Genomic DNA, 14,486 nt, shown 5'->3' with positions numbered 1-14,486 from the left:
AGGAAATTCATTGTTTACTGTAAAAGAAGAAATTGCAAACGCCATTACACATGGCATCGGGGTTATTTTATCTATCCCGGCCATATTCTTTCTCGTTTTATTCGCTGTTCAATACGGAACAGTCACGGATGTTATTAGCTTTTCAATTTTTGGGGGATCTATGCTTCTCCTTTATTTGAGCTCTACCCTTCTTCATAGCATTCAGCACAAAAAAACAAAAGATGTTTTTGAAATAATAGATCACTCTGCCATTTATGTATTGATTGCCGGTACATATACACCCTTTTTACTCGGTCCGTTAAAAGGTGCGCTTGGCTATACACTTCTTCTGATTGTGTGGGCTCTTGCTGCAGGTGGGATTGTCTTTAAGATCTTTTTTGTCAAACGTTTTATCATTGTGTCGACCATCGTTTATTTATTAATGGGCTGGATGATTATCATAGCTATCAAACCTCTCTATATTCAATTAACGGGAGCTGGGTTTGGTCTGTTACTGTTAGGCGGTATTTTATATTCTGTTGGCACCATCTTTTACGTTTGGCGTAAAATTCCGTATCATCATGCAATTTGGCATGGCTTTGTTCTTTGCGGAAGTGTCGCCATGTTTTTCTGTGTATTATTCTATTGTATCAACATCCCCGCTACTTAAAAATTAGCATCTATTGGGAACTGCCCCCATTTTTGATACAGGGGGTAAAACACCATATGAAACAGCCAGTTGTCGGAACTCTTTCGATGACTGGCTGTTTCATGTCAACTTTGATTACTATAGTCGGAGTGCCAGCTTATGTCATTCGAACGGCCTCTTTTTTACATTGATTGGTAACTTATCTTCATAAAAAAACACCTCTAAATTGTTTTCAGGTATGCTATACCCGATTCTCAACTTAAAGGTGTTTTTTTTTGTGAGATCAATTACGTTTTTTATGCTCGCTTTTGGATATAATCACTGACCATAACAGGCGCTTTGATAAGAAGATCAACATTGACTGGACGCAGTCTTTTTATAATCTTACCCGTTAACAGACGTTCTGTGCCACTTGTTTCAATGGGGACAAGCGGACAAGCTAGTTCCTCGGCAAGCGTAGCTGCAAAGGCTGAATATGTCTCTGAGAGCAATAGGCTTTGACCGGCCATGAGTCGTTCTTTTGCCTCTTCTAATATTTGCTCATCCGTCTGATGTTGATTGATAACCGCCATCTTCTGCAGCCATTGTTTTAAAATAGGATAGCGAAAAAGCTGCGGCTTAGCGAAAAAAGCGACCGGCTTCTCAAGATGTCCAATTAATAGTGTTGTCGTCACCAAATTAAGCTCACGATGCACATAAATGACTGGTCCGTCTGGCAACTTCTTTTGCTGGTGAATGGAAATGACTGATCCTGATTGATCGACACATCCCCGTGTGAATTTTTTGGCATGCTCATGAATGAGCTGCATTCGTTTCATATAGGAAATACGGGGATCTGTTAATTCATGATCGTATAAATGCTTCATACTTTTTAAAAAGGTTACAACAATATAAACCGTTAAAAACCAATAACGAAACAACCGTACTCCTCCTACTCATTTATCCTTCTTTTCTGTCATAAATGACAAATTCGTAATTGTAGGGGTTCTTTTCGTCACTGTGACCTTTTTCGCGTGACACAATCGTCCATTCGTCTTCATCGTAATGAGGGAAGTAACGGTCACCTTCAAAAAAATGATGAATGTGCGTAATATAAAGACGATCCGCATACGGCATCATTTCTTCATATAGTTTTGACCCGCCAATGATAAATAATTCTTGTTCATTTTTCCCTATCGTTAAAATGTCCGCAATTGAATGGATAACTTCACATCCTTTGGCTTGAAAAGAAGGACTTTTGGTTAATACTATGTTTCGGCGGTTAGGCAGTGCTCGTCCAATGGATTCAAATGTTTTCCTGCCCATGACAATGGTATGCCCGTCTGTCACTTTTTTAAAATAGGCTAGATCAGCAGGTAAATGCCACGGCATTTGGTTATCTTGACCAATGACTCTATCTTTTCCTGTCGCCACAATCATGGAAATCATACACTGACTTCTCCTTTGATATGCGGATGTGGATTGTAGTTCTCTAGCACAAAGTCATCGAAAGTAAAATCAAAGATACTCTTCACATCTCTTGTGATGCGAAGCTTAGGAAGCGTGCGTTCCTCGCGCTCTAGTTGCATCTTCACCTGCGGCAGATGATTTTGATAAATGTGAGCATCGCCAAGTGTATGAATGAACTCTCCCGGCTCAAGGTTGGTCACTTTGGCAATCATCATCGTTAGCAGTGCATATGAAGCGATATTAAATGGCACTCCTAAAAAGATGTCGGCCGATCTTTGATAAAGCTGACAAGATAATTTGCCGTCTGACACATAGAATTGAAACAGGCAATGACATGGTGGTAGAGCCATTTGATCAATTTCTCCCGGATTCCAAGCACTTACGATCAGTCTTCTTGAATTCGGGTTATGCTCAATATCATGGATAAGCTGACTGATCTGATCCACTGTCTTCCCGTCCGCACTGCGCCATGATCTCCACTGAGCTCCATACACGCGTCCTAGTTCTCCATTTTCATCTGCCCATTCGTTCCAAATGCGAACGCCATTCTCTTGAAGATATTTGACATTTGTATCACCTTTTAAAAACCACAGCAACTCATAAATGATTGATTTCAGGTGTAATTTCTTCGTTGTCAATAGAGGAAATCCTTCCTGTAAATCAAATCTCATTTGGTAACCGAACGTACTTATTGTACCTGTACCTGTTCTATCACTTTTTTTTTCCCCATGTTGTAATACATGACGACACAACTCTTTGTATTGTTTCATTTTTTTCATCCTTTATTTATGTTCTTGTTGTAGTTTACCTTATTTCCGCTTTTCTTGAAACAAAAAAACATGCCTGCTTCATGAGAAAAGCAGACATGTTTTTCGTTTACACTTGATTCACTCGATCCTGCTCTTCATCCTTAATATCTTGGTGAGAGTGAGCAATGCGGCTTGCTGCTGCTGCAGCAAGCGCAGCAACAAGGTCATCTAGGAAAGTATGCACTTCCCCAGGACGTCCTTCATCTAATTCTCGAATGATGCCGAATTTTTCTTTATCTAAATAGCCGAAGTTGGTCAAACCGATTGATCCATATACGTTCACAATGGAAAGTGGGATAATCTCGTCAATTCCATATAGCGGCTCATCTGTTTCAACTAAGTGCTGTAAAGGTTCTGGCAAAAGCTTTTGTTCTGCCAGCTGATCAAGGGCAAGCCCTGTCAAAACTGCGTGGACAATTTCTCGCTTGTTCAGCACTTTTTCAACATTTTCTATGCAGACACTAAGTGGAAGATTCGGATTATATTTTTCTTGAAGCTTAAGCACAATGTGTGCAATATCTTCAATCTTTACTCCTCGTTCGTTTAACATTTGTTTTGTAATGCGAACCATTTCGTTCATTGTATACTTTTTCAATTGGCATGACATCTCCTTCTAGTGGCTCATCCAGCTCGGCGGTGTGTTTTTGTCCCAGTAAATATTACCGAGTTCATGATGCGTCTGGAATCCATCTTCTGCTGTATGGTAATGAAAGTTAAACCAATATCCGCTATGAGGCGGCTGATCTCTTCTGACATGGAAGCGAAGCAAATCCTCTCCGGTCTTCTTGTTATAGATGTGGAAAATTTTTTCGCCTTTTCCGCTGGAAGGTTGATCTGTTAAAACAACATCTTGAAATTGTTCGTCATCTTTGAAATTCGTTAAAAAGTCGGTTAACACTTGTTCAATCTTTGGTTGAATCTCTTCTCTATACTCGTCCTCAATGACAGGTGTGATTTTATGGCCAAATTTGAGAAAAGACTGGTTTTCTGCATTTGATAGAACCTCTTGCTTATATTGCTCAAAGGGATCTACCGGTTCAATGTTGTCTTCTTGCTTCAGTTCCCAAGTACGTACCTCATCTGATTTTTCATAAACAGCCGTGTAGGGTGACTTTTCACCTGAAGAAAGTGCGGATGGCTTGTCTGTCATTAAAGCCGCTGGAGGAGAGACTAACCCAAATGTTGCAAGCGTAAAGAGAGCAACAAGCGTTTTTCTCATCCACATTTTCATGATATCTAATTCCTTCCATAGGTTATCATACTGTTATTCTAGCATATATTAAATTTTCAGTCATTCGATTTGAGACTTTCTTTTTCAGAATAAAACGTTTACAATGACAGTGATGATGACTAAAATTGGGAGGAATGGATATGATTGAAATCTTTTTCATCACGGCTTCCTTGCTGACTTTATTTTATTTTGTCTATATGGAGATCACAGATTAAAAGCCCTTACTCTCAGGGCTATCAGCGTGTAGACAAACCCTCACATTCGTTGTCAGGCCTGCGCGCTGGTGCTCACGAATCATTACATTCGCTCCGCACAAGGAGCTCGTCCGTCCTAGACTTAAAGGGTTTTTCAAGATTGCAAAGGGCTATTCTTTATCTTCGATCATTATATATCCGTAATGAAATTGAGCGGTTTTTCTTTTGATCACCTGGAATTGATAGGATTTCGCTTTAAATCGCGTGCTTTTCCAGTGGTCTTTTAATACGACTCTTTTTCTCGCAACTCTCATCGCTTCTTGGATAGCAATTTCATGATGAAATCTGTGCTCTGCCACATGGCGAAGCGGTGCAATACTCGCAGATTCTTGAATCGTTTCCTCGAACATTGGATCAAAGTACACGACATCAAATGAACGATCAGGGAGCTTCTTTAATTGCTCTATGCTATCTCCGCTTATGACAGATATTCGTTTCAACGCTTCATCAGCTTCTATTACACCCGTCTCCCATGTTTTTAACCCTTCATGCACAAGTAATGCAGTGATTGGGTTTTTTTCAATTCCAACGACTTTTCCATTAGGGCCTGTGGCACAGCTTGCAGTAATGGCGTCAGCCCCTAATCCTAACGTGCAATCTAAAAAAGAATCTCCATGCTGTAAATCCGCCGCTTCTATTAATGGATCTTTTTCGCCACGCAAAATGCGTTTCATCCGAAACATAGCTGAACTAGGATGAAAGAAAAATTTTTTTCCATTTGGCTGATACCATTCAAATCTTTCTTTTCCTACAACCAATACTTCTCCGCGGATTTTTGCAAGCTGACGTACCGATTGTTTACGCCGTTCTACATACTCACCAAGTAATTTGTCTGCCAATTTTTTTGCTGTTTTGATCGTTTCTTCATTTGCTCTAAAGCTTGTTGTAATGAGCATGCCGTTCCTCCATTATATTTCAAGAAAAACCTCCTGATGACTGGGCATTTCAGCGACTAAAAAAACCCTCGCATTCCTTGTCAGACCTGTGCGTCGATGCTTACGGATCATACATTCGCTCCGCATAAACAGCTCGATTTCCTAGACTTCAAGGGTTTTCAATTCACGCTGAAAAAATAACAAAGGGCAAAAATAAAAACCATTTTCGCCCTTCGTCAACAATTTGAAACGCCCTGATGATTGGGCACTTCAAACTCGGATTAACAATGCTTTTCAAATGCAGATAATACATTCTTCATGATATCTTCCATTTCATGACCTTCAATTTCGTCACGCGGGATAAAGTGAACAAGTTCATTCCCTTTCAAAAGGGCCATAGACGGAGATGATGGCTCCTCACCTGTGAAGTATTCTCTCATTTTCGCCGTTGCTTCCCGGTCTTGACCAGCAAAAACGGTCACGATGCGATCTGGCTTTTTTTCCGCTTGCATTACAGCCTGAGTTGCGGCAGGTCGTGCTAAACCGGCAGCACATCCGCATACAGAATTAATAACTACAAATGTCGTCCCTTCCGCACCTTGCATTACTTGTTCTACCTCTTCTTCTGTCGTTAATTCTTGAAACCCTGCATTTGTGAGCTCTTGACGCATTGGTACGACGAGCTGACGCATGTATTCTTCATATGCCATTGACATAAAAAAGCCCCCTCTATCAACCTTATCTTGTGAATAAAGGATACTATAGAGAGAACCATTTTTCAAATGTTCGGTTTTGTGTTAGATTTTCATAATTCCGCCTGTATTAGCTGATGTCACAAGTTTTGAGTATCTTGCAAGGTAACCAGTCTTCACTTTTGGCTCAAAGCCTTTCCAGTTCGCTTTTCGTCTTTCCCATTCTTCTTTTGGAACATCGACGCTTAAAATACGCTGTTCGATATCAACAACAACATGATCACCATTTTCAACAAAAGCTAGTGGACCACCCTCTGCCGCCTCTGGTGAAACATGTCCAATGGATAATCCTCTGGAAGCTCCAGAAAAACGACCATCTGTAATTAAGGCAACCTTCGGACCAAGTCCCATCCCAACAATTTGGGAAGTAGGTGCAAGCATTTCAGGCATGCCTGGTCCGCCTTTAGGTCCTTCATAACGAATAATCACAACATGTCCTGCTTCTACTTTTCGGTTAATGATTCCCTCAAGGGCTTCTTCTTGAGATTCAAACACAATGGCAGGTCCTTCATGACGTGTGATTCCGTCCTGTACCCCGCCTGTTTTAATAATCGCACCATCAGGCGCAAGATTTCCAAATAAAACGGCTAAGCCCCCTTTTTCAGTAAAGGGCTTATCAATTGGATAAATGACGTTATAGTCCTTCACTTCATGACCCGCAATGTTCTCACCTAACGTCTTCGCTGTGACTGTCATTGTATCTAAATGAAGCGCTCCCTCTTTTTTGGACAATTCATTTAATGCAGCACTGACGCCTCCTGCTTCATGCAAGTCTTCAATATAAACATCTGATGCTGGTGCCAGTTTAGATAAATGCGGTACACGCTCCGCTACTTCATTAATACGCTCTAATGAGTATTCAACGCCCGCTTCATTTGCGATCGCAAGTGTATGAAGAACTGTGTTTGTGGAACCTCCTAATGCCATATCTAGTGCAAATGCGTTATCAATGGCTTTTTCAGTGACAATATCACGTGGTTTAATATCTTTTTTAATCAGCTCCATTAGTTGTTTCGCTGACTTCTTAGCAAATTCTCTACGTTCTGGTGATGTAGCCAAAATCGTTCCATTACCAGGAAGGGCGATGCCAAGAGCTTCTGCTAAACAGTTCATTGAGTTTGCTGTAAACATACCAGAACAAGATCCACATGTCGGACAGCCAAATTGCTCTAATTCGTTTAATTCAGCTTCATTGATTTTACCCGATTGGTAAGCGCCAACTCCTTCAAATACGGAAGAAAGTGAAATTTTTCTTCCATCACTTGTTCTTCCCGCTTCCATTGGTCCACCGCTGACAAATATAGTCGGAATATTGACGCGCATGGCAGCCATCATCATTCCCGGTGTGATTTTGTCACAGTTAGGGATACAAACCATTCCATCAAACCAGTGAGCAGATACAACGGTCTCTACAGAGTCAGCAATGATTTCACGACTTGGCAAAGAATATCTCATACCGATATGTCCCATTGCAATTCCATCATCAACACCAATCGTATTGAATTCAAATGGTACCCCGCCAGCTTCACGAATGGCTTCTTTTACAATTTTCCCAAATTCCTGAAGATGGACATGTCCTGGGACAATATCAATATAGGAATTACATACCGCAATAAACGGCTTACCGAAATCCTCATCCTTTACCCCAGCTGCTCTTAGTAAGCTTCGGTGAGGTGCTCTGTCAATTCCCTTTTTAATCATATTGCTGCGTAGTTCTGCCATCTGTTTAAAAAGCCTCCTATACTACAAGTCTCTCGTTGACTGTATTATTTTAAGTTGATTATATTTTATAAATTTTCTGTTTATTTGACCATCTGTTTATTACAGATGACCATGATTATTGCTGAAGCGACGATTCAGCAAGTATCGTGTCATAAAAACTGACCTCCAATATTCTATATTGGTACTACTATATAGAGTTTTTATATATATTTCAACAATATTCAAAATATTTTTCTGAAAGAATGTTCCTCTCAATTAAAAAACAAGCTGCCTTTCTCTGGCAGCCGGTCTTCATTTGATACTATTCTGTAGTATGTCTTCTACTTTCCGTCATTTGCTTCCAAACAGAGCCTTTTGCTTCTTCACCAAGCTCGATTCGTTCAATGGCCATTTTTACTTGAAGGCTGACTTCAAACTCAGGGTCCTGCTCTGCTTCTTTTAGCGCTTCAAGCGCTGTTTCGTCACCTTCCTCATAAAGAAACATCGCTGCACGCCAGCGAACAAGCTTACTTGGATCCTTTAAGGCTGCCACCATAGCTTCAATTGCACTAGGATCGCCAAGATCAGAAATGCAATCTCCTGCTGTTCTGCGGACAGTCACCGTTTTGTCTTGCAATCCTTTATATAAAATGGGAAGGATCGCAGGATCTTCAATCATTCCTGCATTGACAACTGCTTGTCTGCGAATGGACGTTTTCGGATCGTCCATTGCTTTCATTAAAACTGGTAAATCCTCTTTTTTTGGCTGCATTTGTTCTAAATGGGCAAAACGCTTTTTCCAGTCTTCCTCATGAAGCATCTCTTCTGTTACTTCATATGCTTGACGCTTCACTTGTCTGTCGACAGCCGCTTTCCCTTCCTTGACCGCCTCTGTAAGACGAGCTAGACGTTCGTCATCATAAGCTGCTTGAAGTTCTTCTGTGACTTCCTGTCCTATATCAGCAAATTCTCCAAAACGGACACCGTGTTCTTTCCACACACGTTCAAATACGACATTATCTGAACTGCTTCTCAATTTTAAGATAGCCGTTTGAAAGCGTTCAGGCATCCCGAACCGTTCTTCTTTATCACCGTCTGTTAGTTTGACTTGCATGGGGATACCGTTGAACATTTGGACAAAGACTTTGACTTCACCAAAAGTGTCATCCTCTGTGTGCTTACCTTCTTGAAGGCCTTCCGCTTCTTGACCAAAGGCTTCTCTTACCTGCTGTAAAATCCCCTTCCAGTCGTACTTTGCATTTCGTTCGACTGCTAAGAAGTCAGCGACATGATAGACCCCCTTTACACCCTCAATGTCTAAAATGCGTTTGATCATCTCTGGCGCCCCGTCTTTTTGATCTTTTTTATAATTATTGCTTTTTCCGCCGGCAAGTGCTTCTGTCAAAATGACCTTCATTGTATTAGGACTTGGCGTCGGTTCTATTGCTGAAATTTTCATATCTACATCCTCCTTACACACATAAAGACCCTACTCATCTGTAAGGTCGCATTCTTTTTTCCACGTATGAATGAATAAACACATGAATTCATGCCGCTCATCAGCAAGCTGCCCTGCCTGTTTTTGTATTCATCATGTCTTTTCATTTGAATAGTTTATCTTCCATATGCTTGAAGACAGAGTCTTGGTATCAATCGTTTGTATAGTGAGGCTCACCTTTTGCACCTGCATACGTAAACACTCTTGCAAGACCCGCACGCTCCAATGGCATCCAGCTTATCCGCATTTTGAACAATTGCGCCTTCTAATGTCCTCGGCTTTGTATATAAGGATCGGTGACGAAAAGACATGGTTGAAATAATGTCCACTATTTCAAGTATGTCTCGTTGATCCACTATCCACAAAAGCAACTGATAAAAGCTGTTTTTTTGAAAGCTTCAATACGTTTGAAAGCTTTTCCTCAATCATGTCATGAACAATAGCTGCCAATTCAATGATAAAAAGAGAGCCGCCTTCCTGTCTTGCTATGTTGACATCATGCCTGTGCACCCGTTCTAAATGAGCCGGCACCGTGTCCAGTCCGAACAAACATCAGCCTGTCTGAAACAAAGGAGGCAGCCGCCTCCAATTGTTCTTGTTACATGTTATTTGTCCAATAGTGCCATGATGGAGCTTTCCAATTCTTTTGGCGGTGTTTTTGGAGAGAAACGTTCGGTTACTTTTCCATTTTGGTCGACGATAAATTTTGTGAAATTCCATTTGACTGCTTTTGTGCCGAGTACACCTTTTGCATGACTGGTTAAGTACTTGAAAAGTGGATGGGCGTCATCCCCGTTTACATCAACTTTAGCAAACATTGGAAAGGTTACGCCGTAATGAAGTGAACAAAATTCTTGAATGGCTTCTTCGCCTTCAGGCTCTTGGTTCATGAATTGGTTGCATGGAAATCCTAAAATTTCAAGGCCTCTTTCATGATATTGATCATATAACTCTTGTAATTGTTTAAATTGCGGCGTTAATCCACATTTACTAGCAGTATTGACAATGATGAGCACTTTTCCTTTGTAATCTGCCATTGATTTTTCCTGACCATTAATGGTCTTGACCTGAATATCATAAATTGACATCTCATAGCCTCCTAGGATTCACTTTTTATTATCGTATCATGCTTTATTTAGAAAATCGCTTATAATGCTTCCTAAAAGAGTCCTGTGACACTGCCGTCTTCCAATAAATCCATCTCAAGCGCCGCAGGTTTTTTAGGCAGACCAGGCATTGTTAGAATACTACCTGTTAGAGCCACAATAAATCCTGCACCTACAGATGGTTTTAACTCACGAATTGTAATTGTAAATCCTTTTGGTCTGCCAATTAAAGCGGGGTCATCTGAAAGAGAATATTGCGTTTTTGCCATGCAAACAGGCAAATGAGACCAGCCGTTTTTCTCAATTTCTACAAGCTGTTTTCTCGCTTTTGCTGTAAGTTTGATACCATCTGCTCCATAGACCACCTGAGCCACGTTAGATAGTTTTTCTTCAATTGAATCTTTCTCTTTATACAAATAGGTAAAGCTATTCTTATCGTTTTCAATGAGTTTGGTGAGCTCCTCTGCAAGTGCTGTCCCGCCGGAACCGCCTTCTTCCCACACATTGACTGCTTTTACTGGATGACCATGCACCTTGCACCAATCCTCTATCGTTTGAATCTCTTCTTTTGAATCTGTTATAAAACGATTCACTGCAACGATATAGGGGAGACCAAATGCTTGGACCGTTTCAATGTGTTTCTCTAAATTATGTATACCATCTAATACTGCATTTGCATTCTCTTCTTGAAGTTGATTTTTTTGCATTCCCCCGTGCATTTTTAATGCTCTTACAGTCGCAACGATGACTACTGCACTCGGTTTGAAATCTCCTGCCCTTGTTTTAATGTGCAGGAATTTTTCCGCACCAAGGTCAGCACCAAACCCAGCTTCTGTCACAACATAATCTGCTAGTTTCGCCGCCATTTTTGTCGCAATTAAACTATTGCAGCCATGTGCAATATTGGCAAACGGACCGCCATGGACTAAAGCAGGAGTTCCTTCAATGGTTTGAACAAGGTTTGGTTTGAGTGCATCTTTTAATAGTAATGTCAGAACTCCTTCATAGCCAAGTGCGCCAACTGTTACTGGATCTCCCTTTTGATTATAGGCTACAACGATAGAGGCAAGACGTTTTTTTAGATCCTTTAAATTTTCAGCCAAGCAGAGGATCGCCATCATTTCAGAAGCAACGGTGATATCAAATCCATCTTCTCTAGGGTATCCATTTAGTTGTCCGCCAAGTCCTACAACAACTTGCCTTAAAGCACGGTCATTTAAATCGAGCACTCGTTTCCACACTATTCGGCGCGTGTCGATGCCAAGTTCATTTCCGTGATGGATATGGTTATCAATAAAAGCGGATAAGGCATTATGAGCTGATGTAATCGCATGAAAGTCACCAGTGAAATGCAAATTAATTTCTTCCATCGGTAGTACTTGAGAATACCCGCCCCCTGCAGCGCCGCCTTTAATGCCCATCGTAGGACCTAGTGACGGCTCTCTCATCGCAATGATGGCTTTTTTCCCAATTTTTTCGAAAGCCTGACCTAAACCGACAGTCACGGTTGATTTCCCTTCACCTGCTGGGGTAGGGTTAATAGAGGTGACAAGAATCACATTTCCTTCTTTTTGTTCTTTTAAACGATCAAAAATAGTCAAAGATATTTTCGCTTTGGTGAAACCATAGCATTCTAATTCTTCGTCATGTATTTGTAACTTTGCTGCGATGTCTTGAATGGGTTTTAGCTTTGCTTTTTGGGCAATGTCAATATCCGATAAATGCTTAGTGATCATTAATACAAGACCTCCTTTTTTTACAGAAACAGGTGAGTTTTTGCTCTATTTTTCATTGTAACATAATTGAAACATTGAAATATCGCCAGAAAGTTCCTATAATGAAATGAAATTAGTTTTCGTTCAGGGGGTGGCGAGTTGCCTATTAATATTCCAATTCATCTGCCGGCAAAACAGATACTAGAGAGCGAAAATATTTTCGTCATGGATGAGACAAGGGCATTCAAGCAAGATATCCGTCCTTTGAATATCGTGATCTTAAATTTAATGCCAAAAAAAATACAAACTGAAACGCAATTGCTGAGAATGCTTGGTAATTCTCCGCTACAAGTGTACTTTACGTTTTTGATTCCAAACACACATACACCGAAGAACACATCAAGAGAGCATCTAGATGAATTTTATACGTCCTTTGAATCGATTCGCCATAAAAAGTTTGATGGAATGATTATCACCGGTGCACCAATTGAACATTTGCCTTTTGAAGAAGTCTCCTATTGGAAAGAGCTGCAGAACATATTAGACTGGAGTAAAACCAATGTGACATCTACCCTTCATATATGCTGGGGTGCACAGGCAGGTTTATATCACCATTATGGTATTGAAAAAATCAAGCTTCCCGAGAAAAAATTTGGCGTTTTTGAACATATTGTCAAAGAGAAAAAAGAAAGATTAGTCAGAGGTTTCGATGAAATATACTATGTCCCACATTCTAGGCATACAGATATTAATACAGAACAATTAAAAAATACACCGAACCTAAAAATATTGAGCATATCCGAAGAGGCCGGTGTTTGTTTAATTGTTTCAGATGATGATAAACAAGTATTTTTAACTGGACACCCTGAATACGACACAGACACATTGAAGCAGGAATATGAAAGAGACTTGTTGAAACATGATAAAGTCAAGAAACCACTCCACTATTTTAGAGAAGATGGTGACACGCTAATTCCAGTGAATCGATGGAAAGCCCATGCGACCTTACTCTTTATGAATTGGCTAAATTATTATGTTTATCAGGAAACACCATACGTTTGGGAATAAAGTAGACTGTAGTTTGATGATAAATGTTCAAAATGTGTTAAAATACAAATGGCTCTGTCTTCCATATCAATTAGCCTGTTTGTGTTTTTTAAAATTAGTTTAATTCTTTCGTAACGAATGATCTGCTCTGTCTGTTTATATGTTATCTTTATGTATATGTAGACCGAAATTGCTAGTTTTTCGTACGAAGTTTTGTTGTTGTTGATTACATTTGAGGTGAATATTCTTGAATACCAATAAAAAAATATTAATCTTGACCGCAAATTATGGAAATGGACATATGCAAGTAGCCAAAACGCTGTATGATGAATGCAAATCACAAGGATTTGAACATGTAACAGTTTCTAATTTGTATCAAGAATCAAATCCCATTGTGTCAGAAGTAACTCAATATTTGTACTTGAAGAGCTTCTCCATTGGGAAACAATTTTATCGCTTGTTTTATTACGGTGTAGATAAAATTTATAATAAACGCAAATTTAACATTTATTTAAAGATGGGAAATAAGCGTCTCGACGAATTAATTCAATTACACAACCCTGACATCATCATTATTACATTCCCGATGATTGTTGTACCAGAATACCGAAACAAAACTGGCAAAGTCATTCCGACATTTAATGTCATGACAGACTTCTGTCTTCACAAGATTTGGGTACACGAAAACATTGACAGGTACTATGTTGCAACCGATTATGTGAAACAAAAACTAGTGGAAATCGGCACACATCCAAGCGATGTCAAGGTGACAGGCATTCCTATTAGACCACAATTTGAAGAAGACGTGCCAAAATCGATGATTTATAATAAGTATGGATTATCATCAAGTAAAAAAGTCCTTCTGATTATGGCTGGTGCTCACGGTGTACTGAAAAATGTCAAGGAACTATGTGAAGCGTTACTTCATGATAGTGAAGTGCAAATTGTTGTTGTATGCGGAAAAAATGCAGCGCTAAAACACTCGCTTAGCGATCTGGAACAAGCACACCCTGATCAGTTGAAGGCGTTTGGATATGTGGAACAAATTGATGAATTGTTCAGAGTAACAGACTGTATGATTACAAAACCAGGCGGTATTACACTAACAGAAGCGACAGCAATTGGTGTCCCAGTGATTCTTTATAAACCTGTTCCTGGACAAGAAAAAGAAAATGCCCTTTTCTTTGAAGAACATGGCGCTGCTATTGTCATTAACAGACATGAAGACATTTTAGAATCCGTATCACACTTGCTAAAAGATGAAGAAACATTAGAAACAATGAAACAAAACATGAAAAAACTGCATTTAAAAAAATCTTCTCAAACCATTTTAAAAGATATCGTTGAACAATCAGATCTGATCACCAGCAATCAATCGTATGCTCGTGCATTATCTTAAAAAAGACGTCCGTATCATGCGG

General features: G+C 39.9%; 15 protein-coding genes. 3 read left to right on the top strand and 12 right to left on the bottom strand.

The window, feature by feature from the left end; all coding sequences use genetic code 11:
- Window positions 1-10 precede the first annotated feature (10 nt).
- Window positions 11-649 (top strand): hemolysin III family protein, encoded by a 639-nt coding sequence (locus tag ABVJ71_RS02720; RefSeq protein ID WP_353855488.1) that lies wholly within the window; start codon window positions 11-13, stop codon window positions 647-649.
- A gap of 275 nt (window positions 650-924) precedes the next feature.
- On the opposite strand, the gene ABVJ71_RS02715 is transcribed toward ABVJ71_RS02720, so the two are convergent.
- From ABVJ71_RS02715 to ABVJ71_RS02660, 12 genes are all read right to left on the bottom strand, one after another.
- Window positions 925-1,548, bottom strand: a complete 624-nt coding sequence (locus tag ABVJ71_RS02715) for a 1-acyl-sn-glycerol-3-phosphate acyltransferase (RefSeq protein ID WP_353855487.1) — start codon at window positions 1,546-1,548, stop codon at window positions 925-927.
- Between the two features lie 19 nt (window positions 1,549-1,567).
- Window positions 1,568-2,056 carry a type 3 dihydrofolate reductase gene (gene folA / locus ABVJ71_RS02710; RefSeq protein WP_353855486.1) on the bottom strand — a complete coding sequence of 163 codons (489 nt, stop codon included), beginning with the start codon at window positions 2,054-2,056 and terminating at the stop codon, window positions 1,568-1,570.
- The gene (locus ABVJ71_RS02705; protein ID WP_353855485.1) at window positions 2,053-2,847 is read right to left on the bottom strand and encodes a thymidylate synthase; all 795 of its coding nucleotides are present in this window, start codon (window positions 2,845-2,847) and stop codon (window positions 2,053-2,055) included. The genes folA and ABVJ71_RS02705 overlap by 4 nt, the downstream gene beginning before the upstream one ends.
- A gap of 106 nt (window positions 2,848-2,953) precedes the next feature.
- Entirely contained in the window at window positions 2,954-3,481 is a 528-nt protein-coding gene (locus ABVJ71_RS02700) for a phosphatidylglycerophosphatase A (RefSeq protein ID WP_353855484.1), read from the bottom strand.
- An 18-nt stretch (window positions 3,482-3,499) separates the two neighbouring features.
- Window positions 3,500-4,117 (bottom strand): YpjP family protein, encoded by a 618-nt coding sequence (locus tag ABVJ71_RS02695; protein ID WP_353855483.1) that lies wholly within the window; start codon window positions 4,115-4,117, stop codon window positions 3,500-3,502.
- A 364-nt stretch (window positions 4,118-4,481) separates the two neighbouring features.
- Window positions 4,482-5,267, bottom strand: coding sequence for a class I SAM-dependent methyltransferase (locus ABVJ71_RS02690; protein WP_353855482.1), 786 nt, complete (start codon window positions 5,265-5,267; stop codon window positions 4,482-4,484).
- 260 nt (window positions 5,268-5,527) lie between these two features.
- Window positions 5,528-5,962, bottom strand: a complete 435-nt coding sequence (locus tag ABVJ71_RS02685) for a BrxA/BrxB family bacilliredoxin (RefSeq protein ID WP_353855481.1) — start codon at window positions 5,960-5,962, stop codon at window positions 5,528-5,530.
- An 81-nt stretch (window positions 5,963-6,043) separates the two neighbouring features.
- Complete coding sequence (gene ilvD / locus ABVJ71_RS02680; RefSeq protein ID WP_353855480.1) at window positions 6,044-7,720, bottom strand: dihydroxy-acid dehydratase; 1,677 nt, start codon at window positions 7,718-7,720, stop codon at window positions 6,044-6,046.
- A gap of 301 nt (window positions 7,721-8,021) precedes the next feature.
- Entirely contained in the window at window positions 8,022-9,158 is a 1,137-nt protein-coding gene (locus ABVJ71_RS02675) for a conserved virulence factor C family protein (RefSeq protein ID WP_353855479.1), read from the bottom strand.
- Window positions 9,159-9,530: 372 nt separating this feature from the next.
- Window positions 9,531-9,746, bottom strand: a complete 216-nt coding sequence (locus ABVJ71_RS02670) for a hypothetical protein (protein ID WP_353855478.1) — start codon at window positions 9,744-9,746, stop codon at window positions 9,531-9,533.
- Between the two features lie 56 nt (window positions 9,747-9,802).
- The gene (locus ABVJ71_RS02665) at window positions 9,803-10,285 is read right to left on the bottom strand and encodes a glutathione peroxidase (RefSeq protein ID WP_353855477.1); all 483 of its coding nucleotides are present in this window, start codon (window positions 10,283-10,285) and stop codon (window positions 9,803-9,805) included.
- Between the two features lie 71 nt (window positions 10,286-10,356).
- A complete protein-coding gene (locus ABVJ71_RS02660; protein ID WP_353855476.1) occupies window positions 10,357-12,039 on the bottom strand; it encodes a formate--tetrahydrofolate ligase in 1,683 nt (560 codons plus the stop codon).
- 138 nt (window positions 12,040-12,177) lie between these two features.
- Here ABVJ71_RS02660 and metA point away from each other — a divergent pair, with 138 nt between their 5' ends.
- On the top strand, window positions 12,178-13,086 hold the full coding sequence (metA, locus tag ABVJ71_RS02655; protein WP_353855475.1) for a homoserine O-succinyltransferase: 909 nt from the start codon (window positions 12,178-12,180) through the stop codon (window positions 13,084-13,086).
- A gap of 226 nt (window positions 13,087-13,312) precedes the next feature.
- Complete coding sequence (locus ABVJ71_RS02650; RefSeq protein ID WP_353855474.1) at window positions 13,313-14,464, top strand: diglucosyl diacylglycerol synthase; 1,152 nt, start codon at window positions 13,313-13,315, stop codon at window positions 14,462-14,464.
- Window positions 14,465-14,486 lie beyond the last annotated feature (22 nt).

Source organism: Bacillus sp. Bos-x628, assembly GCF_040500475.1.
Lineage (GTDB): Bacteria > Bacillota > Bacilli > Bacillales > Bacillaceae > Bacillus > Bacillus maqinnsis.
The sequence above is the reverse complement of the archived record's forward strand: the minus strand, read 5'-3'. Positions and strand labels throughout refer to the sequence as shown.

Excerpts from the sequence above, each read along its gene's own strand:
- folA (WP_353855486.1), bottom strand. The coding sequence starts at position 2,056 with ATGATTTCCATGATTGTGGCGACAGGAAAAGATAGAGTCATTGGTCAA.
- ABVJ71_RS02705 (WP_353855485.1), bottom strand. The coding sequence starts at position 2,847 with ATGAAACAATACAAAGAGTTGTGTCGTCATGTATTACAACATGGGGAA.
- ABVJ71_RS02695 (WP_353855483.1), bottom strand. The coding sequence starts at position 4,117 with ATGAAAATGTGGATGAGAAAAACGCTTGTTGCTCTCTTTACGCTTGCA.
- ABVJ71_RS02690 (WP_353855482.1), bottom strand. The coding sequence starts at position 5,267 with ATGCTCATTACAACAAGCTTTAGAGCAAATGAAGAAACGATCAAAACA.
- ABVJ71_RS02685 (WP_353855481.1), bottom strand. The coding sequence starts at position 5,962 with ATGTCAATGGCATATGAAGAATACATGCGTCAGCTCGTCGTACCAATG.
- ilvD (WP_353855480.1), bottom strand. The coding sequence starts at position 7,720 with ATGGCAGAACTACGCAGCAATATGATTAAAAAGGGAATTGACAGAGCA.
- ABVJ71_RS02675 (WP_353855479.1), bottom strand. The coding sequence starts at position 9,158 with ATGAAAATTTCAGCAATAGAACCGACGCCAAGTCCTAATACAATGAAG.
- ABVJ71_RS02665 (WP_353855477.1), bottom strand. The coding sequence starts at position 10,285 with ATGTCAATTTATGATATTCAGGTCAAGACCATTAATGGTCAGGAAAAA.
- ABVJ71_RS02660 (WP_353855476.1), bottom strand. The coding sequence starts at position 12,039 with ATGATCACTAAGCATTTATCGGATATTGACATTGCCCAAAAAGCAAAG.